The organism is Streptomyces sp. NPDC096132, assembly GCF_044763345.1.
Classification (GTDB): domain Bacteria; phylum Actinomycetota; class Actinomycetes; order Streptomycetales; family Streptomycetaceae; genus Streptomyces.
The window spans coordinates 363,266-385,289 of record NZ_JBIWGA010000006.1; the positions used below are offsets into that span (position 1 = coordinate 363,266).

At 71.5% G+C, this 22,024-nt stretch carries 23 protein-coding genes; 11 read left to right on the top strand and 12 right to left on the bottom strand.

From position 1 onward, the window contains the following. Positions 1-235 precede the first annotated feature (235 nt). From chvE to ACIRF9_RS17355, 4 genes are read left to right on the top strand one after another with little or no spacing between them, the layout of a single operon-like run. A complete protein-coding gene (gene chvE / locus ACIRF9_RS17340) occupies positions 236-1,324 on the top strand; it encodes a multiple monosaccharide ABC transporter substrate-binding protein (protein ID WP_403822141.1) in 1,089 nt (362 codons plus the stop codon). 33 nt (positions 1,325-1,357) lie between these two features. Then, positions 1,358-1,612 carry a ribosomal protein L7/L12 gene (locus ACIRF9_RS17345; protein ID WP_403822144.1) on the top strand — a complete coding sequence of 85 codons (255 nt, stop codon included), beginning with the start codon at positions 1,358-1,360 and terminating at the stop codon, positions 1,610-1,612. A 55-nt stretch (positions 1,613-1,667) separates the two neighbouring features. Continuing rightward, the gene (locus tag ACIRF9_RS17350) at positions 1,668-2,375 is read left to right on the top strand and encodes an SMI1/KNR4 family protein (protein WP_403822147.1); all 708 of its coding nucleotides are present in this window, start codon (positions 1,668-1,670) and stop codon (positions 2,373-2,375) included. Between the two features lie 14 nt (positions 2,376-2,389). Beyond that, positions 2,390-2,884: a DUF5959 family protein gene (locus ACIRF9_RS17355; protein WP_403822150.1), complete on the top strand. Its 495-nt coding sequence runs from the start codon at positions 2,390-2,392 to the stop codon at positions 2,882-2,884. A 73-nt stretch (positions 2,885-2,957) separates the two neighbouring features. Here ACIRF9_RS17355 and ACIRF9_RS17360 read toward each other — a convergent pair whose 3' ends face one another. Next, a complete protein-coding gene (locus ACIRF9_RS17360; protein WP_403822153.1) occupies positions 2,958-3,719 on the bottom strand; it encodes a phosphoglyceromutase in 762 nt (253 codons plus the stop codon). 192 nt (positions 3,720-3,911) lie between these two features. On the opposite strand from ACIRF9_RS17360, the gene ACIRF9_RS17365 reads away from it, so the two are divergent. Further along, positions 3,912-5,168 (top strand): MDR family MFS transporter, encoded by a 1,257-nt coding sequence (locus ACIRF9_RS17365; RefSeq protein WP_403822156.1) that lies wholly within the window; start codon positions 3,912-3,914, stop codon positions 5,166-5,168. Positions 5,169-5,198: 30 nt separating this feature from the next. On the opposite strand, the gene ACIRF9_RS17370 is transcribed toward ACIRF9_RS17365, so the two are convergent. Next, a complete protein-coding gene (locus ACIRF9_RS17370; RefSeq protein WP_403822462.1) occupies positions 5,199-5,675 on the bottom strand; it encodes a DUF2000 family protein in 477 nt (158 codons plus the stop codon). Between ACIRF9_RS17370 and ACIRF9_RS17375 the strand changes: the two genes are divergently transcribed. Both ACIRF9_RS17375 and ACIRF9_RS17380 read left to right on the top strand, forming a co-directional pair. Beyond that, on the top strand, positions 5,674-6,483 hold the full coding sequence (locus ACIRF9_RS17375; protein ID WP_403822159.1) for an AraC family transcriptional regulator: 810 nt from the start codon (positions 5,674-5,676) through the stop codon (positions 6,481-6,483). The two genes, ACIRF9_RS17370 and ACIRF9_RS17375, sit on opposite strands and share 2 nt — an antisense overlap. 24 nt (positions 6,484-6,507) lie before the next feature. After that, positions 6,508-6,987 (top strand): hypothetical protein, encoded by a 480-nt coding sequence (locus ACIRF9_RS17380; RefSeq protein WP_403822162.1) that lies wholly within the window; start codon positions 6,508-6,510, stop codon positions 6,985-6,987. Positions 6,988-7,013: 26 nt separating this feature from the next. Here the strand turns inward: ACIRF9_RS17380 and ACIRF9_RS17385 are convergent, their stop codons facing one another. Both ACIRF9_RS17385 and mshA read right to left on the bottom strand, forming a co-directional pair. After that, on the bottom strand, positions 7,014-7,517 hold the full coding sequence (locus ACIRF9_RS17385; RefSeq protein ID WP_403822165.1) for a YbjN domain-containing protein: 504 nt from the start codon (positions 7,515-7,517) through the stop codon (positions 7,014-7,016). Continuing rightward, the gene (gene mshA / locus ACIRF9_RS17390) at positions 7,510-8,847 is read right to left on the bottom strand and encodes a D-inositol-3-phosphate glycosyltransferase (protein ID WP_403822168.1); all 1,338 of its coding nucleotides are present in this window, start codon (positions 8,845-8,847) and stop codon (positions 7,510-7,512) included. Before mshA ends, ACIRF9_RS17385 begins: the two co-directional genes overlap by 8 nt. 224 nt (positions 8,848-9,071) lie before the next feature. Between mshA and ACIRF9_RS17395 the strand changes: the two genes are divergently transcribed. From ACIRF9_RS17395 to ACIRF9_RS17405, 3 genes are all read left to right on the top strand, one after another. Beyond that, complete coding sequence (locus ACIRF9_RS17395) at positions 9,072-9,917, top strand: class I SAM-dependent methyltransferase (RefSeq protein WP_403822171.1); 846 nt, start codon at positions 9,072-9,074, stop codon at positions 9,915-9,917. A gap of 299 nt (positions 9,918-10,216) precedes the next feature. After that, the gene (locus tag ACIRF9_RS17400; RefSeq protein WP_403822174.1) at positions 10,217-11,302 is read left to right on the top strand and encodes an NlpC/P60 family protein; all 1,086 of its coding nucleotides are present in this window, start codon (positions 10,217-10,219) and stop codon (positions 11,300-11,302) included. A gap of 305 nt (positions 11,303-11,607) precedes the next feature. Then, complete coding sequence (locus ACIRF9_RS17405; RefSeq protein WP_403822177.1) at positions 11,608-12,957, top strand: PP2C family protein-serine/threonine phosphatase; 1,350 nt, start codon at positions 11,608-11,610, stop codon at positions 12,955-12,957. A gap of 150 nt (positions 12,958-13,107) precedes the next feature. Here ACIRF9_RS17405 and ACIRF9_RS17410 read toward each other — a convergent pair whose 3' ends face one another. The 3 genes from ACIRF9_RS17410 to ACIRF9_RS17420 form a co-directional block, all read right to left on the bottom strand. Continuing rightward, entirely contained in the window at positions 13,108-13,443 is a 336-nt protein-coding gene (locus tag ACIRF9_RS17410; RefSeq protein WP_403822464.1) for a DUF2516 family protein, read from the bottom strand. A gap of 162 nt (positions 13,444-13,605) precedes the next feature. Further along, a complete protein-coding gene (locus ACIRF9_RS17415; protein WP_403822179.1) occupies positions 13,606-14,310 on the bottom strand; it encodes a hypothetical protein in 705 nt (234 codons plus the stop codon). A 134-nt stretch (positions 14,311-14,444) separates the two neighbouring features. After that, positions 14,445-14,867 carry a helix-turn-helix domain-containing protein gene (locus tag ACIRF9_RS17420; RefSeq protein WP_403822181.1) on the bottom strand — a complete coding sequence of 141 codons (423 nt, stop codon included), beginning with the start codon at positions 14,865-14,867 and terminating at the stop codon, positions 14,445-14,447. Positions 14,868-14,971: 104 nt separating this feature from the next. Between ACIRF9_RS17420 and ACIRF9_RS17425 the strand changes: the two genes are divergently transcribed. Next, positions 14,972-15,763: a patatin-like phospholipase family protein gene (locus tag ACIRF9_RS17425; protein WP_403822184.1), complete on the top strand. Its 792-nt coding sequence runs from the start codon at positions 14,972-14,974 to the stop codon at positions 15,761-15,763. 26 nt (positions 15,764-15,789) lie between these two features. Here the strand turns inward: ACIRF9_RS17425 and ACIRF9_RS17430 are convergent, their stop codons facing one another. From ACIRF9_RS17430 to ACIRF9_RS17450, 5 genes are read right to left on the bottom strand one after another with little or no spacing between them, the layout of a single operon-like run. Further along, a complete protein-coding gene (locus ACIRF9_RS17430) occupies positions 15,790-16,263 on the bottom strand; it encodes a hypothetical protein (RefSeq protein WP_403822187.1) in 474 nt (157 codons plus the stop codon). An 11-nt stretch (positions 16,264-16,274) separates the two neighbouring features. Beyond that, complete coding sequence (locus ACIRF9_RS17435; protein ID WP_403822189.1) at positions 16,275-16,958, bottom strand: RraA family protein; 684 nt, start codon at positions 16,956-16,958, stop codon at positions 16,275-16,277. After that, positions 16,955-19,018 (bottom strand): HelD family protein, encoded by a 2,064-nt coding sequence (locus tag ACIRF9_RS17440; protein ID WP_403822192.1) that lies wholly within the window; start codon positions 19,016-19,018, stop codon positions 16,955-16,957. The genes ACIRF9_RS17435 and ACIRF9_RS17440 overlap by 4 nt, the downstream gene beginning before the upstream one ends. A 54-nt stretch (positions 19,019-19,072) precedes the next feature. Then, on the bottom strand, positions 19,073-19,690 hold the full coding sequence (locus ACIRF9_RS17445) for a TetR family transcriptional regulator (RefSeq protein WP_403822194.1): 618 nt from the start codon (positions 19,688-19,690) through the stop codon (positions 19,073-19,075). Between the two features lie 50 nt (positions 19,691-19,740). Beyond that, a complete protein-coding gene (locus tag ACIRF9_RS17450; protein ID WP_403822196.1) occupies positions 19,741-21,945 on the bottom strand; it encodes an aminoglycoside phosphotransferase family protein in 2,205 nt (734 codons plus the stop codon). Between the last annotated feature and the right edge of the window lie 79 nt (positions 21,946-22,024).

The window sequence follows — 22,024 nt, forward strand, 5'->3', positions numbered from 1 at the left end:
TCGGCGGCCACGTGCGGAACCACGAGGTCGCCGAGCTGATCCGCCCCGGCGCACCGCTCTGCCCGGGGTCGATTCGGCCTGCCCCAGGGCCTGCCCCAGGACCGGCCGACAGGGCACCCGGGAGCACCGCACTTCGCATCTGACTCTGCCCGGCCCGCACCACCGCTCCTCCCCCCCTGCGACATCTGATACGCCGTCATCCTCTCAACGACGAGAAGAACAAGGACCGATCACCATGCGCAACCGAAGAGCCGCCCTCGCCACCCTCGCCGGTGCCGCCTCCCTCGTCCTCCCCCTGTCCGCCTGCGGCCAGACGAGCGAGAGCAACAGCCCCGAGGGCGGCACCATCGGCATCGCCATGCCGACCCGGGCCTCCGAGCGCTGGCTCACCGACGGAAAGACCATCGTCGACGAACTGAAGGCCAAGGGCTACCAGTCCAAGCTGGTCTACGGTGAGGACGATCCGAAGACCCAGGCCGCACAGATCGAGAACCTGGTCAAGCAGCGCGTCGACGCACTGATCATCGCGGCCATCGACAACAGGTCGCTGAACGACGTGCTCAAACAGGCCGCCGCCGCGGACATCCCGGTGATCTCCTACGACCGGCTCATCCTCGGCACCCAGGACGTCGACTACTACGTCTCCTTCGACAACGAGCAGGTCGGCCGGCTCCAGGCCTTCTACATCATCGACAAGCTCGGCCTGGACGACGGCAAGGGCCCGTTCAACATCGAACTGTTCGCCGGCTCCCCCGACGACAACAACACCGCGTACTTCTACGAGGGCGCGATGCACCTCCTGCAGCCGTACCTGGACAGCAAGCAGTTGGTCGTCCAGTCCGGCCAGACCGCGCTCAAGCAGGTCACCACCCTGCGCTGGGACGGGCCCACCGCGCAGAAGCGCATGACCGACATCCTCGCCGAGTCGTACGGGGGCAGAGACGTCGACGCCGTCCTTTCGCCGTACGACGGCATCTCCATCGGCGTCCTGTCCGCACTGAAGTCGGCCGGCTACGGCTCCGCCGGCAAGCCCCTCCCGGTCATCACCGGCCAGGACGCCGAACTGGCCTCCGTGAAGTCGATCATCGCGGGCGAGCAGTCGCAGACCGTCTACAAGGACATCCGCCAGCTCGGCGAAGTCGCCGCGGACATGGCCGACGAAATACTCAACGGCAGAACCCCGAGAATAAACAACAGAAGAACCTACAAGAACGGCGTCAAGGCCGTACCCGCCTTCCTCCTGCAGCCCACGAGCGTGGACAAGACCAACTACGACTACGTCCTGGTCGCAGGCGGCTACTACACGGCCGCCGAACTCAAGTAAGCCCACAGCCGGCCGGAGAAAGGACGAGGGACGATGGGCGACGAGTACGTCTTGTCGGTATGCGCCGACGTACCTCACGACGTAGTGCTCACCGCCCCTGGCCCCCGTGCGCTCGACGTCGCCCAAGCCGTACGCCGCCTGACCGGACTGAGCCTCTGGCACAGCAAGGCTCTGGCGGCCCGGACACCCGCCGTGGTTCTCAACGGCGTACCACGGGAAGACGCCGAGGCAGCGGCCTTGGCACTTCGCGATGCGGGAGCCGAGGCGGAAGCAAGAGGCTTCGCCTGATGCTTGTCGCCGCTCGCCCCAGTTGGCTGTGATCCCTTGGCCTACGCTTCGGCTCATGGGGGCGACGATCTGGGGCGGTGTCCGTGAGCGGGTGGAGGCTCTGGCTCGAGCTGACAAGGCGAGGGAAGTCTTCGGGGCGTGGGACCGGTACGGCGTAGTCGGGCACCACTTCCGGCTTGCTGATCCGCTGTCGGAGGCGGAGGTCACCGAGGCGGAGGCTCAGTGGGGCGTCTCACTGCCCGTGGACTACCGGGCCTTCCTCCTCGAAGTCGGCGCCGGCGGTGCCGGACCGGGCTACGGACTCACCGTCCTGAGCCGTGGTGATGCCGGGTGGCTGTGGAGCGACCCGGGCGGCGGCACGGTCCACGAGCGACTGCGCTTCCCCTTCCCGGGCGGGGAGGAGAGCAGACGGGTCCAGGCCGAGCACGAGGGCAAGGAGCCGGTGGAGTCCGACTTCGAGGACGAAGCGGCGTTCCGTGTGGCGTATCGCGCCTGGCTGGATGAGGACGAGAGGCTGTTCGACTGGTTCTCCTCCGGTGCCGTGTGCCTCAGCCACGAGGGTTGCGGTTGTTTCCACTGGCTCGTCGTGTCTGGTGCGCAGCAGGGCCGGGTGTGGCTCGACGACCGTCCGGCGGACGGAAGATTCCGCCCCCTCGGAGAGGTCGGCTTCACCGACTGGTACCTCGACTGGGTCGAGAAGACCGAGGCTGCCGTCCAACGTGCCGGCCAGGAGAGGCAGTCAGGTGCGTCAAGCTTGAACTGATGTGAAGGGAATCCATGGACTCGACGGACGAGGTCGTCGACTTGATCCACCTGGCCGACCGGCCGGGCACCAGCGGGCACAGCGTCTCCGTGCGTGTCCTGGGCCGCTCACGGCCCGGCAACCTGCTCGGCCACGACTTCCTCGAATGCGAGATCGTCATCGTGGCGGAGTCCCTCAGCGCCACCTTCTCGGTGACCCTCCTCCCTGAAGATCTGGAGGACTGGGAGGAAGCCTTGGCGACCCTGGAGACGCGGCGATTCGCCATGTGGCTCACTTCGGGGCGGACAGTGTCGTTGGAGTTCAAGCCCGACGGCCACGACCGGATGTCGGTGTCGGCCTACGACGGACCCGCCTCAGGGGTCACCGTCACCGTCCCGCTGTTCGCACTTCCGACGGGTTGGGTCGGCAAACAGCGCGACCTGCTCGCCCGGGTGCACGAGGTCTACCCCCGCGAAGTCGTAGAGACATCACCCGGCGCCTACGAGTGGCGCCGGAACAGCGACGCCTGACGGCCCACCCGAGCAGCACCGAAAAGCCCCCGCCCTGCCGAGAAACGGCAGGTGGGGGCCCAATGGTGTGGCGTTACTTCTTCTTGCCCTGGTTCTTGACCGCCTCGATCGCGGCTGCCGCTGCCTCGGGGTCGAGGTAGGTGCCGCCGGGGGTGAGGGGCTTGAAGTTGGTGTCCAGTTCGTAGGACAGGGGGATGCCCGTCGGGATGTTCAGGCCCGCGATGTCGGCGTCGGAGATGCCGTCGAGGTGCTTGACCAGGGCGCGGAGGCTGTTGCCGTGGGCCGCGACCAGGACCGTGCGGCCGGCCAGGAGGTCGGGGACGATGCCGTCGTACCAGTAGGGGAGCATGCGGACGACGACGTCCTTCAGGCACTCCGTGCGGGGGCGCAGCTCCGGGGGGATGGAGGCGTAGCGGGGGTCGGCGGCCTGGGAGAACTCGGAGTCGTCCGACAGCGGCGGGGGCGGCGTGTCGTAGGAGCGGCGCCACAGCATGAACTGGTCCTCGCCGAACTCCGCGAGGGTCTGCGCCTTGTCCTTGCCCTGGAGGGCGCCGTAGTGGCGCTCGTTCAGGCGCCAGCTGCGGTGGACGGGGATCCAGTGGCGGTCGGCGGCCTCGAGGGCGAGCTGCGCGGTGCGGATGGCTCGCTTCTGGAGGGACGTGTGGACCACGTCGGGGAGGAGGTCGGCGTCCTTCAGGAGCTCGCCACCGCGGACTGCCTCCTTCTCGCCCTTCTCGTTCAGGTTGACGTCCACCCAGCCGGTGAACAGGTTCTTGGCGTTCCACTCGCTCTCGCCGTGGCGGAGGAGGATCAGCTTGTACGGTGCGTCGGCCATGGCTATGAGCGTAATCCACCGTCCTGATCCCTTGCGCCCCTGCTCGTACCGCGGACGGTTGACGGGATCTGTTAATTGAGTGGCCTTCCCGATCCCGTCACTCGTAAGTTCTGAGAGCCGTCTGCGCCACTTACGCCTACGCCACTCGTCTACGCCCGCACCGAGTAGCCATCACCCACGGGGGGCTCCGCCATGTCCGTCGCCACTCTCAAACGCGCCGCCCGCGAAACCCTCTCCGGGCTGCCCCGCGAGTTCTGGTGGCTGTGGACCAGCACCCTCGTGAACCGGCTCGGCGCCTTCGTCGCCACCTTCATGGCCCTGTACCTCACGCTCGACCGCGGGTACTCCGCCTCCTACGCCGGGCTCGTCGCCTCCCTGCACGGGCTGGGCGGGGTCGTCTCCTCGCTGGGAGGCGGGGTGATGGCGGACCGGATCGGGCGGCGGCCCACCCTGCTCGTCGCGCAGACCTCCACGGCCGTGTCCGTCGCGGTGCTCGGGTTCGTGACGGATCCCGTCGCCATCGCCGGCGTCGCCTTCCTCGTCGGCGCGGCCTCCAACGCCTCCCGGCCCGCCGTGCAGGCGATGATGGCCGACATCGTGCGGCCCGAGGACCGCGTACGGGCCTTCTCGCTCAACTACTGGGCCATCAACCTCGGGTTCGCCGTCTCCTCCATGGCCGCCGGGTTCATCGCCGAGGTCAGCTACCGCGCCGGGTTCCTGATCGAGGCCGGGATGACCCTCGTCTGTGCCGTCGTCGTCTTCCTCAAGCTGCCCGAGTCACGGCCGGAGCGGGGGACCAAGGCCGTGGCGGAGGACTCCGTGGGGCTCGGGACCGTGCTGCGCGACACCCGGTTCATGAGTGTCGTCGGGCTGTCCTTCCTCGTCGCGCTCGTCTTCCAGCAGGGGTCGGTCGGGCTGCCGGTGGCGATGGGCGCGGCCGGGTTCACCCCGGCCGACTACGGCATGGCGATCGCCGTCAACGGCGTCCTCATCGTCGCGCTGCAGATCCCCGTGACCCGGTTCATCGAACACCGGGATCCGCGACGGCTGCTGGTGATCTCCTCGGTCCTCGCCGGATACGGCTTCGGGCTCACCGCCTTCGCCGGGTCGGTCGGCGTCTTCGCGCTCACCGTCTGTGTGTGGACGCTCGCCGAGATCGTCAACGCGCCCACCCAGACCGGACTGGTCGTCCGCCTCTCCCCCGTCCACGGGCGCGGCCGCTACCAGGGCATGTACACGCTGTCGTGGGCCGTGGCCTCCCTTGTCGCCCCGGTGATGTCCGGACTCGTCATCGACCGGTTCGGGGCGGAGTGGCTGTGGGGGATGTGCGCGGTCGTGGGGACGGCCGCGGGAGCCGGGTACGGCGTGCTGATGCGGCGCCTGCCGGCCGAGGAGCCCGTTGCCGACACCCGTGCGGCCGAGGTGAAGGCCGACGTCAGCGCCGCCTGATCCCGGCCGGCCCACGGAAATCCACGGACGTCACGGATGCATCCGCGCCCCCTTCAGCACCTTGTCCACCGCGTTGCGCGGCCCGTACACCGCGAGGCCCACCAGGTCCAGCTCCGCCGTCGGCACGGCCCGCACCGCGGCGCGGTTGTCGTGGTCGTTGCCGGTGGCGAAGAGGTCGCTCGTGAACACCGCGCGCGGGAGGGCCCGGGACAGCACGCGCGCGTGGGCGGCGACGAGCGTCTCCTTGGTGCCCTCGAAGACCAGCACCGGCTGCCGGAACATCGGCAGGTAGCCCACGCCGTCGGCGTCCTCGTACGGCTCCCCGATCACCTCGGGGGCCACCGTGCCCAGGCCGCTGACCAGGAACGCGGTGACGTTCAGCCGCTGCCAGGACTCCAGGTCCTCCCGCAGCAGGACGGCGATCTTCGTATCGAAACGGGGTTCGGCTGTGCTCATGCACTGAGACTGCCGTCCGGTCCACGGCCCGGTCTTGTACGTTCTTTGCATGGCCACCCGGCAGGAAGTCTCCGCCTGGCGCCCGGCCGTACGAGGCGTCGTCGAGGTCTTCCACGCCCACTTCACCGAGTACGCGTACCCCATGCATGTGCATGACGCGTGGACGCTGCTCATCGTGGACGACGGCGCCGTACGGTACGACCTCGACCGGCATCGGCACGGCACCCCGCACGACACGGTCTCGCTGCTCCCGCCGCACGTGCCGCACAACGGCTCGCCCGCCGACCCGCGCGGCTTCCGCAAGCGGGTGCTGTACCTCGACGCCGACGTCCTGGGAGAGGACCTGATCGGGCCCGCCGTCGACGCCCCCGACCTGCGGGATCCGGTCCTGCGGCAGCGGGTGGGGCAGTTGCACTCCGCGCTCGTCCGGCCCGGCGACGAGCTGGAGGCGGACAGCCGGCTGACGCTGATCGGGGAGCGGCTGCGGGACCATCTCCGGCACCCCGCGGGAGCCGACGTACGGGCCCCGCGCCCCGACCCGGCCCTGGCCCGCCGGCTGCGGGAGCTCCTCGACGCGTCCGTCGTCCAGGGCATCGGGCTGGAGGAGGCCGCACGGGTCGTCCAGGCCCATCCCGCGCATCTCGTACGGGCGTTCAGCGGCGCGTACGGCATCGCACCGCACCAGTACCTGACCGCCCGCCGGGTCGACCGTGCCCGGCGGCTGCTGCTCGGCGGGGTGCCGCCGGGCGAGGTCGCGGTGGCGGCCGGCTTCTACGACCAGGCCCATCTCACCCGCCACTTCCGGAAGTTGGTGGGGGTCACGCCGGGGCGGTATCGCCGGAAGTCCTCCGTCCGCTGATCGTCCCCGGTTAGCGTCGCCGCCATGGACGAGATACAGGACACACGGAACGGACACAGACCCTCCCTGCGCCTCGGGCACCGCTTCTCGGCCACCGTCGCGGGGGCGGTGGCCCTGGTGGTGCTGAGCGTCGGCGCCGCCCTCGCGGCCGGTTCGGACGACGACGATCCCCTGCCCACACCGAGCACGTCGGCCAGCAGCGCGACGGAGACCGAGGTACCCGCCGACACCGGCGGCAGCACCGGCGACAGCACGGGCGGCAGTACCGGCGGCAGCGGTGACACCGTCGGCGCCGACGGCGGCGGGACCGTCGGCGGGACCGACCCGGACGCCACCGAGACCCCGGTCGATCCCGAGCCGAGCGCCACCTCGCCCACCTCGACACCGGACCTGGAAGAGCTCGACCGGCGTATCGCCGAGCTCGACGCCAAGGTCGACCAGTTGCCCACCAAGAAGGAACTGGCCGACGCCCTGCGGGCGTTCGCCGACCAGCTCGACCCGTAGGCCGGACGTCTCGAAGGCTCCCGGGGTCAGTCCGCCGGACGTCGCGTCAGGTGCGCGAAGGCGTCGAGGTTGCGTGTCGGCTCACCCCGGGACACCCGCCAGGCGTACTCCCTGCGGATCGCCGAGGCGAACCCCAGCTCCAGGAGGGTGTTGAAGGCGCCGTCCGCCGCCTCCAGGACCTGGCCCAGCAGACGGTCGGTCTCCTCGGGGGTGACGGAGGACAGCGGCAGGCGGGCCGTGACGTAGACGTCGCCGAGCTGGTCGACGGCGTAACTCACGCCGTACAGCTTGAGGTTGCGCTCCAGGAGCCAGCGGTGGACGCCGGACTCGTTCTCGTCGGGGTGGCGGATGACGAAGGCGTTCAGCGAGAGGGAGTGGCGGCCGACGATCAGGGAGACCGTCGTCTTCAGCTTGCGGGTGCCGGGGAGCTGGACCACGTAGGTGCCGGGCTGGGGGCTCTCCCACTCCAGCTCGGCCTCTTTCAGGAAGCCCTCCAGGATCCGTGCTGCCGTCCGCTCCGCGTCACCCATGCTGGGAGCGTACAGAACGGCGGTGGGCCTGGACCGCGGCCGTGTAGACGTCGGCGGTCGCGGCGGCCGCGGTGTCCCAGCCGAAGGACTGGGCGTGGGCGGCGGCGGCCGCGCCCATGCGGGCGGGCAGTTCCGGCGCGTCGGCGAACCGCGCGAGCACGCGCGCGTACGCCGCCGGATCGTGGCCCCGGACCAGGAAGCCGGTCTCGCCGTCCCGTACGGCCACCGGAAGCCCGCCGACCGCCGCGGCGAGCACGGGGGTGCCCGCGGCCTGGGCCTCTATGGCGACCAGGCCGAAGGACTCGCTGTAGGAGGGGACGACGAGCAGCGACGCGGCGCGGAACCAGTCCGCCAGCTGGTCCTGGCCGACCGGCGGGCGGAAGCGGACGACGTCGGCGATGCCGAGGCGGGCGGCCAGCTTCTGCAGGCCCTCCGGCTTGGCGAGGCCGCTGCCGCTGGGGCCGCCGACGATCGGTACGACGATCCGCGAGCGGAGTTCCGGGCGCTCGTCCAGGAGGACGGCGACCGCGCGGAGCAGCACGTCGGGGGCCTTGAGGGGCTGGATGCGGCCCGCGAAGACGGGGACCAGGGCGTCCTGGGGGAGGTCGAGGCGGGCGCGGGCGGCGGCGCGGCCGTCGGCGGGGGAGAAGCGGTCGAGGTTGACGCCCGGGTGGACCACGGCGACCTTGCCGGGGTCGGCGCTGTAGTGGCGTACGAGTTCGTCGGCTTCCTCGGAGGTGTTCGCGATGAGCCGGTCCGCCGCCGTGACGATCTGGGTCTCGCCGATGACGCGGGCGGCGGGCTCCGGGGTGTCACCGTCGGCGAGGTTGGCGTTCTTGACCTTGGCCATGGTGTGCATGGCGTGCACCAGGGGGGCGCCCCAGCGCTGGGCGGCGAGCCAGCCGACGTGGCCGGAGAGCCAGTAGTGCGAGTGGACCAGGTCGTAGTAACCGGGGCGGTGGCCGGCCCAGGCCTGCATCACTCCGTGCGTGAAGGCGCACAGCTGGGCGGGGAGGTCCTCCTTGGCGAGGCCCTCGTAGGGGCCGGCGTCGATGTGCCGGACCAGGACGCCCGGGGCCATCTCCACCTTCGGGGGGAGGCTGGCCGTCGTCGCGCGCGTGAAGATCTCCACCTCGATGTTGATGGCGGCGAGGCGCTGGGCGAGCTCCACGATGTAGACGTTCATGCCGCCGGCGTCGCCGGTGCCGGGCTGGTGGAGTGGTGAGGTGTGCACGGAGAGCATCGCGACACGGCGGGGGCGGCGGTGGAGCCTGAGCCGCGAGGGTACCGCCGGAGAGCGACGCCCGAGCCTGCTGACGTGGTGGCTCACGTGGCGTTCCTCCTTGCTGCGGGCATGCCGGACGGAGGGGGTGGGGCTCCCTCCAGGGGGCTGCAACACCGGAGGGAGGCATTCCCATTCCGGACGGGACGGAGCGTGAGGGGATTTTTGCCGGAGCGTTACCGTTGTCGCTCAACCGTTCGACCCCGGGATGCGTCTCTCGCGCTCCTCCCGTCGGAGCGGGCAGCGGCTTCGCACCGCATACCCTCGTAGCCATGCCCTCCCGCGCGCCCCTCCCCCACTCTCGGCTTCGCCCGAGCGGGGGGACCCCCGTCGTGGGCACCGTCACGCGCGGGACCACCAACCCCAACCGGCTGCGCCGCATGGACCGCTGGATCGCCGCGACGCACGGCGCCGAGCTGCGACGGGCCGCCGATCCCGTGGCCGTCGACCTCGGGTACGGGGCGGCACCCTGGACGGCCGTCGAACTGCTCGCCCGACTGCGTTCCGTCGCGCCACGCGCGCGTGTCGTGGGCGTGGAGATCGAACCGGCACGGGTCGTGGCCGCGAAGCCCTACGAACGCGAGGGGCTGGCCTTCCGGCACGGCGGGTTCGAGATCCCCCTCCCCCAGCGGCCGCAGCTGGTGCGCGCCGCCAATGTGCTGCGGCAGTACGACGAGGACCAGGTCGCCGCGGTCTGGGAGCGGCTGTGCGCACGGCTCGCGCCCGCGAACGGGACCTCGGCGGGCGGGCTGCTCGTCGAGGGGACCTGCGACGAGATCGGGCGCCGCCACGTGTGGGTCGCGCTCGGGCCCGAGGGGCCGCGCACGGTCACCTTCGCGGCCCGGCTGGGCTCCCTGGACCGGCCGTCGGAGCTGGCCGAGCGGCTGCCGAAGGCGCTGATCCACCGCAATGTCCCCGGGGAGCCGGTGCACACGTTCCTGCGCGACTTCGACCGCGCCTGGGCCGCCGCCGCGCCCTACGCCTCGTACGGTGCCCGCCAGCGCTGGATCCGCGCGGTACGAGACCTCACGACCGACTGGCCGGTGACCGACGGACCGGCGCGGTGGCGGCAGGGGGAAGTGACGGTGCGGTGGGGGGCGTTGGCGCCGCGCCACTGAGCGCGGGACGCACATGAGTGCAGCATCGCTGCCCCCGCGGGCCGCGTCGGCGGACGTTGACCTCTTCGACACCTCCGGGAACGATCTCCGTGAGTCGTTCGTCACATTGGCAGGGAGATCATCATTCCGGGGAGTGCCGGGGCGGGTGAGGGGGGAGGGCTCCACCCTACGGGCTGAAAGCGTGCACCTGTTCGGCACCTGTCGGTTCCGTGTCGGGCCCTGTCGTTTTCGGCCGTGACGTGGCACGATCCCCCGGGCACCGTAAGTTACTGACGGGACATCAGTTTGGGGGACGAGGTATGGGACCGGGCAAGCGCGGCCTGTTGACGGCGGCGGTGGCGGTCGTCTGCGCGGTGACCGTACTGGGGGCACCCGGCACGGCGTTCGCGAGCCCCGAACCCTCGCCGTCCTCCACGGCGACGACCAGCCCGGACCTGACGCCCGCGCCCAGCACGGACCTCGAGGAGATCCGCGAGAAGCTGGAGACGCTCTACCACGACGCCGCGGTCGCCACCGACGCGTACAACGCGGCCGAGGAAGCGGCGAAGAAGCAGTCCGCGGAGATCGTCGCCCTGGCCAGGAAGATCGTCGAAGGCCAGGAGCGGCTGGCCGAGTTGAAGAACCGCGCCGGGGCCGCGGCCCGCTCCCAGTACCGCACGGGCGGGCTGCCCGACGAGGCCCAGCTGATGCTGAGCGACGACCCGACCGAGTTCCTCGACGGCGCCGGCCGGGTCCTCCAGGGCCAGCGCGCCACCAAGGGCCTGATCGCGGAAGTGACCCGCGCCCAGGAGGACTTGGAGCAGTACTCCAAGGACGCCTCCGCCCAGTGGGAGAAGCTGGAGGCCAACCGCAAGGCCAAGGCGGCGGCCCAGAAGAAGGTCGAGAAGCAGATCGCGGCGGCCGAGAAGCTCGAGTCCCAGCTGGAGAAGGAGGAGAAGGAACGCCTCGCCAAACTCCAGGAACAGGCCGACCAGCGGGCACAGACCGCCTGGCTGGACACCGGCATCCTCGACGAGATCGACGGCAAGGCGACCGCACAGGGCAAGAAGGCCATCACGTACGCCACCGCGCAGATCGGCAAGCCGTACGAGTGGGGCGCCGAGGGCCCGAACTCCTACGACTGCTCCGGGCTGACCTCCGAGGCCTGGAAGAGCGCCGGGGTGTCGATACCGCGCACCTCGCAGGAGCAGTGGAAGCAGCTCACTCGCGTCCCCGTCCAGGACATGCGCCCCGGCGACCTGATCATCTACTTCGACGACGCGAGCCATGTCGCGCTCTACGTGGGCGACGGCGCGATCATCCACGCCCCGCGCCCGGGCCGCACGGTCACCCTCGCCGGGGCGGGCACGATGCCGATCCTCGCGGTGGTGCGACCGGACGCGTAAGGGCCCAAACACCCAAAAGGGACAGCCGCATGACCCCGGCTCGCCCCGGGGTGAGCGCCACCACGTGATCCACGGCACGTCCGGCGGCCACCAAACCCCGTACGGACGTGACGTTCGTCATCCCCACCCCCGTACCGGCCTGCCCAACTGCGGTAGGGAACGCGGCATATGACAGTGGCCTGAGATCAAGCCGCGTGCCGCACACCATTCCGTTGCGGCGCCTTCTGCCGCTATGGTCCCCGTCGGTGGGTCGAGGTCCCTCGTCCCCGCCGTGCCCTCGGGGGGAGGGAAGGAACCCGACAACCATGCCCGTACCCGTACCGCGGCAGAGAGCGATCCCGGCCGTGGAAAGTGGTCAGGCGCAGGCCGTACCCGCTGCAGGCGGCCCCTCCAACGACGTAGCCCCGCTCCGGCGGGAAGCCGCCCGCAAGGACGAGACCGTTCGCACCACCGCGACGGCTGACAACGACAGCGCCCACATCACGCTCACCCTGCTGCTGATCGAGGACGATCCCACGGCCGCGCCCGTCGTCCCCGACCTGCTCGACTCGGACGGCAAGCCGATCCGGGTCCGTACCGCCCGCAACCTCACCGAGGCCGAGCGGCTGCTCACCGACGACGTGCACTGCATCCTGCTCGACCTGGCGCTGCCCGCCCCCGGCCGGGCCGGCGAGACCGACGACGAACTCGCCGTGCTGCGCCACGTCCTGCGGCTCGCGCCCCGGCACGCCGTGCTCGCGCTCACCGCCTCCGGCGACGCCGAGCGCGGCGCCGAAGCCGTGCGCGTGGGCGCCCAGGACTACCTCTTCCGGGACGAACTGGACGGCCGGCTGCTGAGCCGCGCGATCCGCTACGCCGTGGAGAGGAAACGTTCCGACACGGCCGAACGGCGGCTCGCCGAGGGCAAGCTGCGCGCACAGGAGAACGCCCGCCTGGAGCGCGGCCTGCTGCCCACGCCCCTGCTGGAGGGCTCCCCGCTGCGCTTCGCCGCCCGCTACCGCCCCGGCCGCTCACGGGCACTGCTCGGCGGCGACTTCTACGACACCGTCCGCACCCCGGACGGCACCGTGCACGCCATGATCGGCGACGTCTGCGGGCACGGCCCGGACGAGGCGGCGCTCGGTGTGGAGCTGCGCATCGCCTGGCGGGCACTGACCCTGGCGGGGCTGTGCGGCGACGAACTGCTGGGCACCCTGCAGCAGGTGCTGGAGCACGAGCGGGACGACGACGAGATCTTCGCGACGCTGTGCACGGTGGACATCTCGCCGGACGGCCGGCGGGCCGGCCTGTGCCTGGCCGGTCATCCGGCGCCGCTGATCGCCGGCCCGGGCCGGCCGGCGCGGCTGCTGCCGCAGGAGAACAACGGGCCCGCGCTGGGGCTGGTGCCGGGCGCCCGCTGGCCGCGGATGCAGGTGGAGCTGGGCGCGGAGTGGAGCCTGATGCTCTACACCGACGGGCTGATCGAGGGGCGGGTCGGTGCGGGGCGGATGGAGCGGCTGGGGCAGGACGGGATGGTGGAGATGATCCGCCGGCAGCTCTCCGAGGGGCTGAGCGGGGAGGAGTTGCTGCGGGCCGCGGTGAGTGAGGTGCGGGAGCTGAACGGGGGCGAGCTGACGGACGACGTCGCCGTGGTGCTGTTGGATCGGGTTCCGTAGCGGGAATCGCCGTCGGGGGTGCGTGGTCTGCCGACCGCGGGCCGTCTGTGGCTGGTCGCTCCCCCACTCTCGGCTTCGCTCGAGCGGGGGGACCCCCATCGCGGCGGAGCCGCATGTCGACGCTGCCCCGCGCCCCTTGCGGGGCTGCCCTTACCGTCCGCCGTTGTACGGCCCGTACGGGCCGTCGCTGCTCGAGCCGCCTCTGCGGCTTCGGCCGCCGCCCGGGAGGGAGCGGAGGGCGGGGCGGACGTCGACCATGTAGACGATCGTCGCGACCAGGCCGATGATCGGCAGGAACGACAGGATCGGGAAGATCAGGTTCACCACGAAGGCCAGCCCGAGGATGATCATCCAGAAGGGCTTCGTCTGCTTGTCGGCCGCCCGGTAACCGTCCTCGCGGCGGACGGCCGCGTCGATCAGAGCGAAGCCGCTGAACACGATCAGGGCCAGGCTCAGCAGCGACATGAACCCTGCGAACCCCTGCATCAGCACTACGTCCACCACCCGACTCGGCACGACCCGGTTCGTCCTTACGCGGTCACCGTACCCGCAACCGCGCGCTCGTTACCCGTACAACGGGCCGGGCACCTGATGAGTGCCCGGCCCGTGATCGTATGTCTGTATTGGCGCCAGTGTCAGCCCGCGGTCTCACTTGGCCGGGGGCGTCGTCTTCTTCGCGGTGGTCTTGCGGGCGGCCGGGGCCTTCTTCGCGACGGGCTTCTTCGCCGCAGCCGGAGCCGGAGCCGCCGCGGGGGCAGGCGCGGCCTTGGCCTCGGCGGCCGGGGCGGGCTTCGGCTCGTCCTTGACCTCGGCGGTCGCGGCCTTCGGCTCGTCCTTGCCCTCGACGGCGATCGCCAGCTCCTCGATCTCCTCGGCGGCCTCGCCGCGCCAGGTCTTCACGGCCTGCTCGCCGTGCTCGGCGACCTTCTCGTAGGTCTCACGGGCCTTGACGGCGTACTCGGCGGCGACGCCGACACCGCGCAGCGCGAGGTCCTGGGCGGACTCGCCGAACTTCTTCAGGTCGGCGTCGAGCGTGGTGCCGAGCTTCTTGATGTCGCCGTCGAGGGCGGTGATGAAGTCGGTGACCTTGGTCTGGAGGGTCTCCTGAGCCTCCTTGGCGCGGGCGTTGGCCTTGGCGCCGGCCTCCTTGGCGCGGGCGGCGGCCTTCTCCTGCACGGCCTTGGGATCGGTGTTGCGCACGGCCTCGATCCGGGCCGGGGCCTCGGCGCGCAGCTGCTCCACCAGGGCCGGCACCTTCTTCGCCTGCTGGAGAGCCAGGTCGGCGGTGCCCGCGGCGAAGTAGAGCGGGGTCGGGTCGCTGAAGGTCTTGCGCAGGTCGTCGGTGATGGCCATGGTGTAGGTCCTCCCGGACGCGCGATCGGATGCGCGCTCGTCGTGTGTGTCGCGTACGTCGTTCGTGTCGCGTACGTCGTGTTCGGCTGAGGGTCGTGCTGGTCCGCAGCCGGGCGGCCGGTCCCCTGGTCCGGTCAACCTGCCGTCTGCTGCGGATCGGCGTCGCTCTTGTCCGCCTTGCCCTCCGGGGTCTCCATCACGCCCTCGCTGAATCCGTTCTCCTTGCGGAAGGACTCGTAGATCTGCAGCAGCGCCTGCTTCTGCGCCTCGGTCAGGGTGGGATCGGCGAGGATGACCGCGCGGGTCTCGACCTCGTCCCGGTCCCGCTCCGCGTCGAGGATCCCGGCCCGCACGTACAGCGTCTCGGCGGAGATCCGCAGGGCCTTGGCGACCTGCTGGAGCACCTCCGCGCTCGGCTTGCGCAGCCCGCGCTCGATCTGGCTCAGGTACGGATTGGACACCCCGGCGGCATCGGCGAGCTGCCGCAACGAGAGCTGGGCGTTGCGCCGCTGCTCGCGCAGGTAGTCACCGAGATTGCCGACGTTGAGCGATGCCATGTCCCCACTGTGCACCACCGGCGCTAACTATTGCAAGCACCCGCTTGCAAAAGTGTGTCGCGCCACTGACACTGAGCGTCCCGCCCTGGAAGGAGCCCGTCTCAGTGATCCCCGCGCAGTCCCCGCCCCCTCCCCGCCCGCGCCCCTCCGTGGGCCTGGTGCTGTCCAGCGGGGCGGCCCTGGGGGCGGCGCACGCGGGTGTGCTGCGGGCCGTGGAGGAGGCGGGGATCGAGGTGACGGTCGTGGCCGGGGCGAGCGCGGGCGCGCTGATCGGCGGAGCCTGGGCGGCGGGCGTGGACAGCGAACGCATCACCCGGCGTCTGCTGCGCGCCCAGTGGGCGGACTTCGGCACTGCCGCGATCAGCCCGCGCCTCGGACTGCTGGACACCACGCCGCTGGTCCGCAACATCGAGGAGCTGGTCGGCGACCTGCTGATCGAGGACCTGCCGACCCGGTTCGGCGCGGTGGTCACCGAACTCGGCACCACCACCCCCCGGTTGGTGACCTCCGGTTCCTTCACGGCCGCCGTACGCGCGAGCAGCGCCGTGCCCGGGCTGTTCCCGCCGGTGCGGCTGGAGGACGGCGGGGCGCTCTGCGTCGACGGCGCGGTGGTGTCGCCGACGCCGGTGTGGGCCGCGCACCGGCTCGGCGCCGAACGGGTCATCGCCGTCGGCTTCGGCCGCGGCACCACCCGCTGGCGCCGCTGGTTCGAGTCCCGCCCCGACCACCCGGCCCAGGGCCTGCTCCCCGACCTGTCCATCACCATCGACACCACCGGCCACTCCTCCTGGTCCCCCGCGGGCGTCCCGAGCCTCATCGAACGGGGCTACGAGACGACACGGGCGGCGCTGGAGGACTGGAACGGGCCGAACGGGCCGGCTTCCGGAGACAACTGAGGGCCCGACACCTGGGGCAACCCCCCTCACTGCCTCCCGAGCCACCCCTCCACCACCGCGAAGTCCCCGTCCGTGAGCCCGTACCGGTGGTCGACGCGGTGCAGGAGAGGGGGCGCGGGATGCTCGGCGGCCACCCAGGCGCGGTCGGCGTCGGTGACCTCGTCGTCGAGCCAGACGAAGGGCCTCCCCGCCGCCCAGGCCACCAGGGTCCGCGTCTTCCAGTGCAGACCGCCTGCCGGCGCCTCCTCGTCCGGCCACTCCACCACCGGCAGCGGGGGCAGCCCGAGCCAGGGCGCGAGGAGGTCGTTCGCGTCGTCCAGCCAGGTCGTCGCCCACACCGGCGCACACCCCAGCGCGAGCAGCCTGGGGCCGAGCGCCGGGTCGAGCCGGGACAGGAGGGGATGGGCCGGGGACGGCAGCTCGGGCACCCGGAACTCCGGGTAGGGGCCCGGGCCCCCGAACGGGATCAGGGTGCCGTCGATGTCCAGGAAGAGCAGCACGGCCGGTCCGTTCAGTCCTGGTGGCCGTGGAGCGCGAGGAGTTCGTCGATGCGGGCGCGGTGGGCCCGTTCCCAGCTGTCGAGTGACTCGGCGGCCTCCTTGGCCAGTTTGGCGCGGGCCGCCGCGAGGATCTCCGCACTGCGGGCGGCCGGTACGACGACCACGCCCTCCTCGTCGGCGACGACGACATCGCCCGGATCGACGTCCACGCCCCCGCACCGCACCCGCTCCCCGAGCGGCCGGACCACCGCCTTCGCACCCGGGATCGGGATGACACCCCGGGCGTGGACGGGGAAGCCGGCCTCGCGCACCTCGGCGAGGTCACGGATCAGGCCGTCCAGGACGAACGCCGCGACACCCCGCCGCTGCGCGACGGCGCAGACGTTGCCGCCGGCCAGCGCGTGGTCGAGGTCCCCGGACTCGACGACGACGACCGAGCCGGGGTCCGCGCGATGGATCGCGGCGTGCAGCATCAGGTTGTCGCCGGGCGGGCAGCTGACGGTGAAGGCGGGCCCGGCGACCCGCGGCGCCGGCCCCCACAGCGGACGTACGCCGATGTCCATGACCTGGGCTCGGCCCAGCAGGTCGGCGAGGGTGGTCGTGGGGATCGCGGAGAAGCCGGTGTCGGGGCCGGCGCTGTCGGGGCTGGTGGCGTCGGGGCTGGTGGCGTCGGGGCTGGTGGCGTCGGTTGTCATGCTCGGGACCCTAGTCGTCCCTCACTCCCCGCCCACGGCAACTCCCGCCCGTGCACCACCTCCAGTCGGGACACCGCGCGGGTCAGGACCACGTACAGCCGGTTCAGGCCGCGTTCCTCCGCCTCGGCGATGGCCGTCGGTTCCACGGCGACCACATGGTCGTACTCCAGGCCCTTGACGAGGGTGGCGGCGATCACGGTCACGCGGCCGTTCGGCTGCCGGGGGTCGATGCCGGCCGCGGTGAGGGCCTCCTCGACGCGGGCGGTCTCGGCGTCCGGGGTGATCACGCCCACCGAACCCTCGTGGGCGAGCGCGCCGCGTACGGCGGCGACGACCGAAGCCGCCAGATCGCCGCCCTCCGCGCGGCGGACGCGCAGCTCGCCGTCGCGGCGCAGGGAGCGGGCCGGCGGTACGTCCGCGTCGAGGCGGGCGAGGAGGCGGTTGGCGAGGGCGAGGACCGCGCCGGGCACGCGGAAGCCGGTGGTCAGCGGGACGATCACCGCGTCGGGCTTGCCCAGGTGGGTCATCTGGACCCGCCAGGAGCGCGCCGCCCACGGGGTGGTGCCCTGGGCGAGGTCGCCGAGGACCGTGAGCGAGCCGAAGGGGACGCGGCGGGCGATGGCCCGGCACTCCATCGGGGACAGGTCCTGGGCCTCGTCGACGACGACATGGCCGTACCCCTCGGGATGTTCGACGAGTCCGGCGATCTCGTCGAGGAGGACCAGATCGGCGGCCGACCAGCGCGCGGACTTCGGCGAGCGGGGCGGACGGGACCACAGCAGCGCTCGCTGTTCGGCCTCGTCCAGCAGGCCGTCGGCCGCCGCCGCCAGCGCCTCCCGGTCGCTCAGCAGCCGGGCCAGCACCTCCTCGGGCCGCGCCTTGGGCCACACCGCGTCCACGCACGCGCTCACCGGCCGCGCCCGTTCGATCCGGCGCAGCCAGGAGCCCGGACACGTGCCGCCACGCCGTTCCGCCTGCGCCTGGATCCGGCGCACGATCCGGCTGCGGACACGTTCGCGGCCGATCTCGTACGGCGGCTCCTCGGCGAGGACCCCGGTGACGATCTCCGTCAGCTCGCGGCCCGCGATCCGCCAGCGGTACGACCCGTCGGGCACGGCCAGATCCTCGGCGTGGCCGGCCGTCACGCGCGCGTACACCGCCCGGCGCAGCACCTCGGCCATCCGTGCGTCGTGCTTGAGGGCGGCGGCGCGGTCGGTGTCGGTCCCGGTGACCGGGTGGCGGGCGATCTCGTCCTGGAGGGTCGACTGGCGTACGCCGGTCTCGCCGAGGGAGGGCAGGACCTCGGCGATGTAGGAGAGGAAGGTGCGGTTGGGGCCGAGGATCAGCAGGCCACCGCGCTTGATGCGCTGGGGGTGGGTGTAGAGGAGGTAGGCGGCCCGGTGCAGGCCGACGGCGGTCTTGCCGGTACCGGGGGCGCCCTGCACACAGACCGAGACGGCGAGATCGCCTCGTACGAGGTCGTCCTGCTCGGGCTGGATGGTGGCGGCGATGTCGCGCATGGGGCCGACGCGGGGCCGTTCGAGTTCGCGGGAGAGGAGGTCGCCCGGCCCGGACTCCCCCCGCCCCAGGTACTCGTCCTCCAGCCCGGTCAGATCGGCGGAGTCGCCCCGGCTGCCGGGTGCCCAGCCGAACCGTCGCCGTACGGCGACGCCCTGCGGGTCGTGGGCGCCGGCCTGGTAGAAGGCGCGGGAGACGGGGGCGCGCCAGTCGACGACGAGGGGTGGGGCGGCGGGGTGCTCGCTGATCCGCAGCCGCCCGATGTGCTGCCCGGGTGCTTCCGTGAAGTCCAGCCGACCGAAGAACAACGGCCCCTCGGGAAGCTCCCGCAGGGCCTTGGCCCGGCTGCGCAGCCCGTAACCGAGCACCTCGGCGTCGGCCCCGGACGCGGAGACGTCCTCGCCGATGACGACCTGGAGGTCGGCGCCCTCGACCATGGCGGCGAGGGCGGCACGACAGGCGTCGTGGTGGGCGCGTTCGTGGTGGAGGGCGGTGGCGAGGTCTTGGTCGGGTCCCTTTACGGCAGGCTCGGCAGACGTCATACGCCCGACGATAGCGAATAACGTAACTGAGTTAAATCTTTTACCGAGTAACGCTCACGTCAATTCCCGCAGCCCCGCGCCCAGCACCGCGAACGCCCGCTCCGCCGCCGCCACCGCGTCCCGCCGCACGTCCTCCGCCCGCTCCCCCGCCGCGATCCGCCGCCAGTTCTCCTCCGCGAGGATCCGTCGCACGGCGATGATCTGGCCGGCGGCCAGCCGGGCGTCGAGCCCGCCGCCCAGGACCTCGGCGAGGGCTGCCTCGGAACGCTCCAGGTGGGCGTGGAGACGGCCGACCAGGGACGGGGTGCCGTAGAGGAGGTCGTAGAAGGCGCGGACCGCGGGGTGATCATTGACCCCGGTGATCGGGTCGCCCGCGGCGATCCCGTCCAGGAAGTGCCGGCGCAGGGCGGGAAGCGGAGCGACCCCCTCGGCCCGCCCGGCCACCACCACCCGCGCGGCCTCGTCCTCATGGTCGGCGATCCGGTGCAGGACGAGGTCCTCCTTCGCCGGGAAGTACCGGAAGAGGGTCGGCTTGGAGATCTCCGCCGCCGCGGCGACCTCGGCGACGGACACCGCGTCGAAACCGCGCTCCATGAAGAGCCGGATCGCGATCTCCGACACGGCCTGATACATCCGCTGCTTCTTGCGCTCACGCAGCCCGGGGTGGGTCATGGGGTGAGCCTACGAGTGCCCCGGGTTCAGAGATGCCCTCCGGGCGGGGATCAGGACTGCACCCGAGCCAGCGCCAGCTCAAGATAGGGGTTGGTCGTGCGAGCGGTCGGCAGGCCGAGGGCGGCGGTGGCCGCGGCCAGTGTCTCGGCGTACGAGTCCACCGCCCGGCGGACGTTGGGCGCGTCCAGGCCCGCCCTGGTCACCAGGCGATCGAGGTCGACGTAGGCCGAGCGGATGATCTCGATCCAGCGGTACTTCGCCCAGTCCAGGCGCCAGTTCGTGCTGTACTCCGGGGGCATGTTCCGCTCCCAGCGTCGGAACATGCGATCCCGGATCTCAGGCCGGGTCGGAGTCAGGTGCATGTGCCTGACCAGGTCGTAGAGGGGGTCGCCGACCAGGGCCATCTCCCAGTCGATGATGGTCAGCAGGAACCTGCCGCCGCGCACCAGGTTCCACGGGTTGAGGTCGCCGTGAAGCAGGGCCGGTGCCCGGTGAGTCACCTCATGACGCGACAGGATCTCGCCCAGCCGCTGGTGGTCAGGCAGCCCAAGCGTACGAGCCAGCTGCATCGACTCCTTTGGAAGCATCTGCACGAGGCCCACGAGCTGGTCCCGCAGCCAGGCGTAGAAGCCGTCGCTGCCCGAGACCGGATCGACCAGGCTGTGGTTGACCTTCGTCAGCGCGCACAGCTGGTCGACGAGCGCGTCCGCCTCACGCGGGCGCAGACCGTTTACCGGATGTTCGGGAGGCCCGCCGCGCCGCGACCCGATGTAGGTGTGGATGGCGAAGGGATCCTTCGTGTAACTCATGCCCAGGGCGAGGATCCGCGGGGCCTCCACCTTCACCCGCGACTTCTCGATCGCCCGGAGTACGGCGTGCTCGCTGAGGATGCTGGGCTCCCTGCGCTGCACGTTGGACAGCAGCCGACGCACCACCACGGGTTCGGGGTAGTCGCTCACCCGCACCACCGTGTTGAGGTGCGCGGTTCCCTTGAACACGTTCTCCGCGGGGGCGGCGCCCTCAGCCAGCAGCGCTTGTTTGACGGCGCTCGCCGGGAACTTCGGGTGCTCGGGAACCCGCCGGTCCCGGGTCCAGGCGATGGCCGGCCCGATCCAGTCCCGGCCGCTGATGTTGCCGTTCGTGCGCGAGGCCAGCCAGCGGTAGAGGGCGCCCTCGATCTCTTCCCGGTCGGGCACGTCCCGCAGCCGGAGCGGCTCGGCAGCAGCCTCCAGGGCCCTGCGCACCTCCGCCGTGGCCCCGTCCAGGCTCTTCTGGGTGAACGACTCTTCCAGCGACCGCGCGGCCCGCATGACGTCCGGGTAGAGGGACTGCGCCCGCTCAAAGGAGATGTAGTGGCGGAGGTCCCTGACGAGACCGTTGGTGGCCGCGGGCTGGAAGTCCAGCATGGACTCCGCCCACGCGTCCACGACCTCGCTCCACTGGTGGGCCGGGTACTGCATGCGCACCAGGTGCGTCGCCAGGTCGTGCAGCGGGTCGCCGTAGGTTGCCAGTTCCCAGTCGACGCAGATGAGGGGCGGGTCGCCGTCGTAGGACACGATCAGGTTGTCCCGGTGCAGATCCGCATGGAGCAGGCTGTACGGCCGCCGCGCCATGGCGGGAACCCGCTCGGCCAGCCCGATCAGCGCGTCGTCGGGAACGCCGAGCGTGTTGAACAGCCCCCCGAACACCTTCCGGTTGGGCTGGCGGATCTGAGCGTCGGCGAGCCGGGCCAGGGTCCTCAGGAAGCCCTGGCTGTCCGTGCGGCTGGCAGGCCACTCGCCTGGCAGCGGCGGCAGCGCGGCCAGACGCACCTGGGTCATCCGCGCCAGCAGTTCGGCCAGCTCCCCGATCAGAAGGCTGTCGACGGGCTTACCGTTTCCGCAGACCAGGGAGAGCGGCACGCCCTCCACATAGCTGTGGATGGCGAAGGACGGTTCTGTCACCAGGCACTTGGACACCTGAGGCAGAACGCTCTGTACGGCCTTGAGGACCGTGGCCTCGTCCTGCCAGGTCCTGATCACTACCGGCAGTACGTCTGGGCGCCGGATCCGCACGGTCACCGGGGTGCCGACTTCCCGGCCGACCAGCCGCGCCACGGGCTCCGTCAGCGGGAGCACATAGTTGAGGTTGTGGTGGCCACTGGACACCACCCCCGCCTGCCGGGCGGCACTGGCGAAGGCCTGGTAGACGGTGTCGTGCTGGTCGTAGGCGGCGCGCTCCCCTGGACGGTGCCGGGGAACTAGGGGGTCGGGCACTGGCCGCTCCGGTACTCACGCAGGATTGGGTAGGGCAAACGGTAAATGCGCCGTACGACCGGAACGACGATCAAGTGAG

What these genes read in the sequence shown, in the direction of transcription:
- ACIRF9_RS17375 (WP_403822159.1), top strand. Translation starts at nt 5,674, where the DNA reads ATGGCCACCCGGCAGGAAGTCTCCGCCTGGCGCCCGGCCGTACGAGGC.
- ACIRF9_RS17410 (WP_403822464.1), bottom strand. Translation starts at nt 13,443, where the DNA reads ATGCAGGGGTTCGCAGGGTTCATGTCGCTGCTGAGCCTGGCCCTGATC.
- ACIRF9_RS17400 (WP_403822174.1), top strand. Translation starts at nt 10,217, where the DNA reads ATGGGACCGGGCAAGCGCGGCCTGTTGACGGCGGCGGTGGCGGTCGTC.
- ACIRF9_RS17420 (WP_403822181.1), bottom strand. Translation starts at nt 14,867, where the DNA reads ATGGCATCGCTCAACGTCGGCAATCTCGGTGACTACCTGCGCGAGCAG.
- ACIRF9_RS17395 (WP_403822171.1), top strand. Translation starts at nt 9,072, where the DNA reads ATGCCCTCCCGCGCGCCCCTCCCCCACTCTCGGCTTCGCCCGAGCGGG.
- ACIRF9_RS17385 (WP_403822165.1), bottom strand. Translation starts at nt 7,517, where the DNA reads ATGGGTGACGCGGAGCGGACGGCAGCACGGATCCTGGAGGGCTTCCTG.
- ACIRF9_RS17405 (WP_403822177.1), top strand. Translation starts at nt 11,608, where the DNA reads ATGCCCGTACCCGTACCGCGGCAGAGAGCGATCCCGGCCGTGGAAAGT.
- ACIRF9_RS17380 (WP_403822162.1), top strand. Translation starts at nt 6,508, where the DNA reads ATGGACGAGATACAGGACACACGGAACGGACACAGACCCTCCCTGCGC.
- ACIRF9_RS17435 (WP_403822189.1), bottom strand. Translation starts at nt 16,958, where the DNA reads ATGACAACCGACGCCACCAGCCCCGACGCCACCAGCCCCGACGCCACC.
- ACIRF9_RS17350 (WP_403822147.1), top strand. Translation starts at nt 1,668, where the DNA reads ATGGGGGCGACGATCTGGGGCGGTGTCCGTGAGCGGGTGGAGGCTCTG.
- ACIRF9_RS17415 (WP_403822179.1), bottom strand. Translation starts at nt 14,310, where the DNA reads ATGGCCATCACCGACGACCTGCGCAAGACCTTCAGCGACCCGACCCCG.
- ACIRF9_RS17445 (WP_403822194.1), bottom strand. Translation starts at nt 19,690, where the DNA reads ATGACCCACCCCGGGCTGCGTGAGCGCAAGAAGCAGCGGATGTATCAG.
- ACIRF9_RS17440 (WP_403822192.1), bottom strand. Translation starts at nt 19,018, where the DNA reads ATGACGTCTGCCGAGCCTGCCGTAAAGGGACCCGACCAAGACCTCGCC.
- ACIRF9_RS17365 (WP_403822156.1), top strand. Translation starts at nt 3,912, where the DNA reads ATGTCCGTCGCCACTCTCAAACGCGCCGCCCGCGAAACCCTCTCCGGG.
- ACIRF9_RS17345 (WP_403822144.1), top strand. Translation starts at nt 1,358, where the DNA reads ATGGGCGACGAGTACGTCTTGTCGGTATGCGCCGACGTACCTCACGAC.
- ACIRF9_RS17360 (WP_403822153.1), bottom strand. Translation starts at nt 3,719, where the DNA reads ATGGCCGACGCACCGTACAAGCTGATCCTCCTCCGCCACGGCGAGAGC.
- ACIRF9_RS17370 (WP_403822462.1), bottom strand. Translation starts at nt 5,675, where the DNA reads ATGCAAAGAACGTACAAGACCGGGCCGTGGACCGGACGGCAGTCTCAG.
- ACIRF9_RS17355 (WP_403822150.1), top strand. Translation starts at nt 2,390, where the DNA reads ATGGACTCGACGGACGAGGTCGTCGACTTGATCCACCTGGCCGACCGG.
- chvE (WP_403822141.1), top strand. Translation starts at nt 236, where the DNA reads ATGCGCAACCGAAGAGCCGCCCTCGCCACCCTCGCCGGTGCCGCCTCC.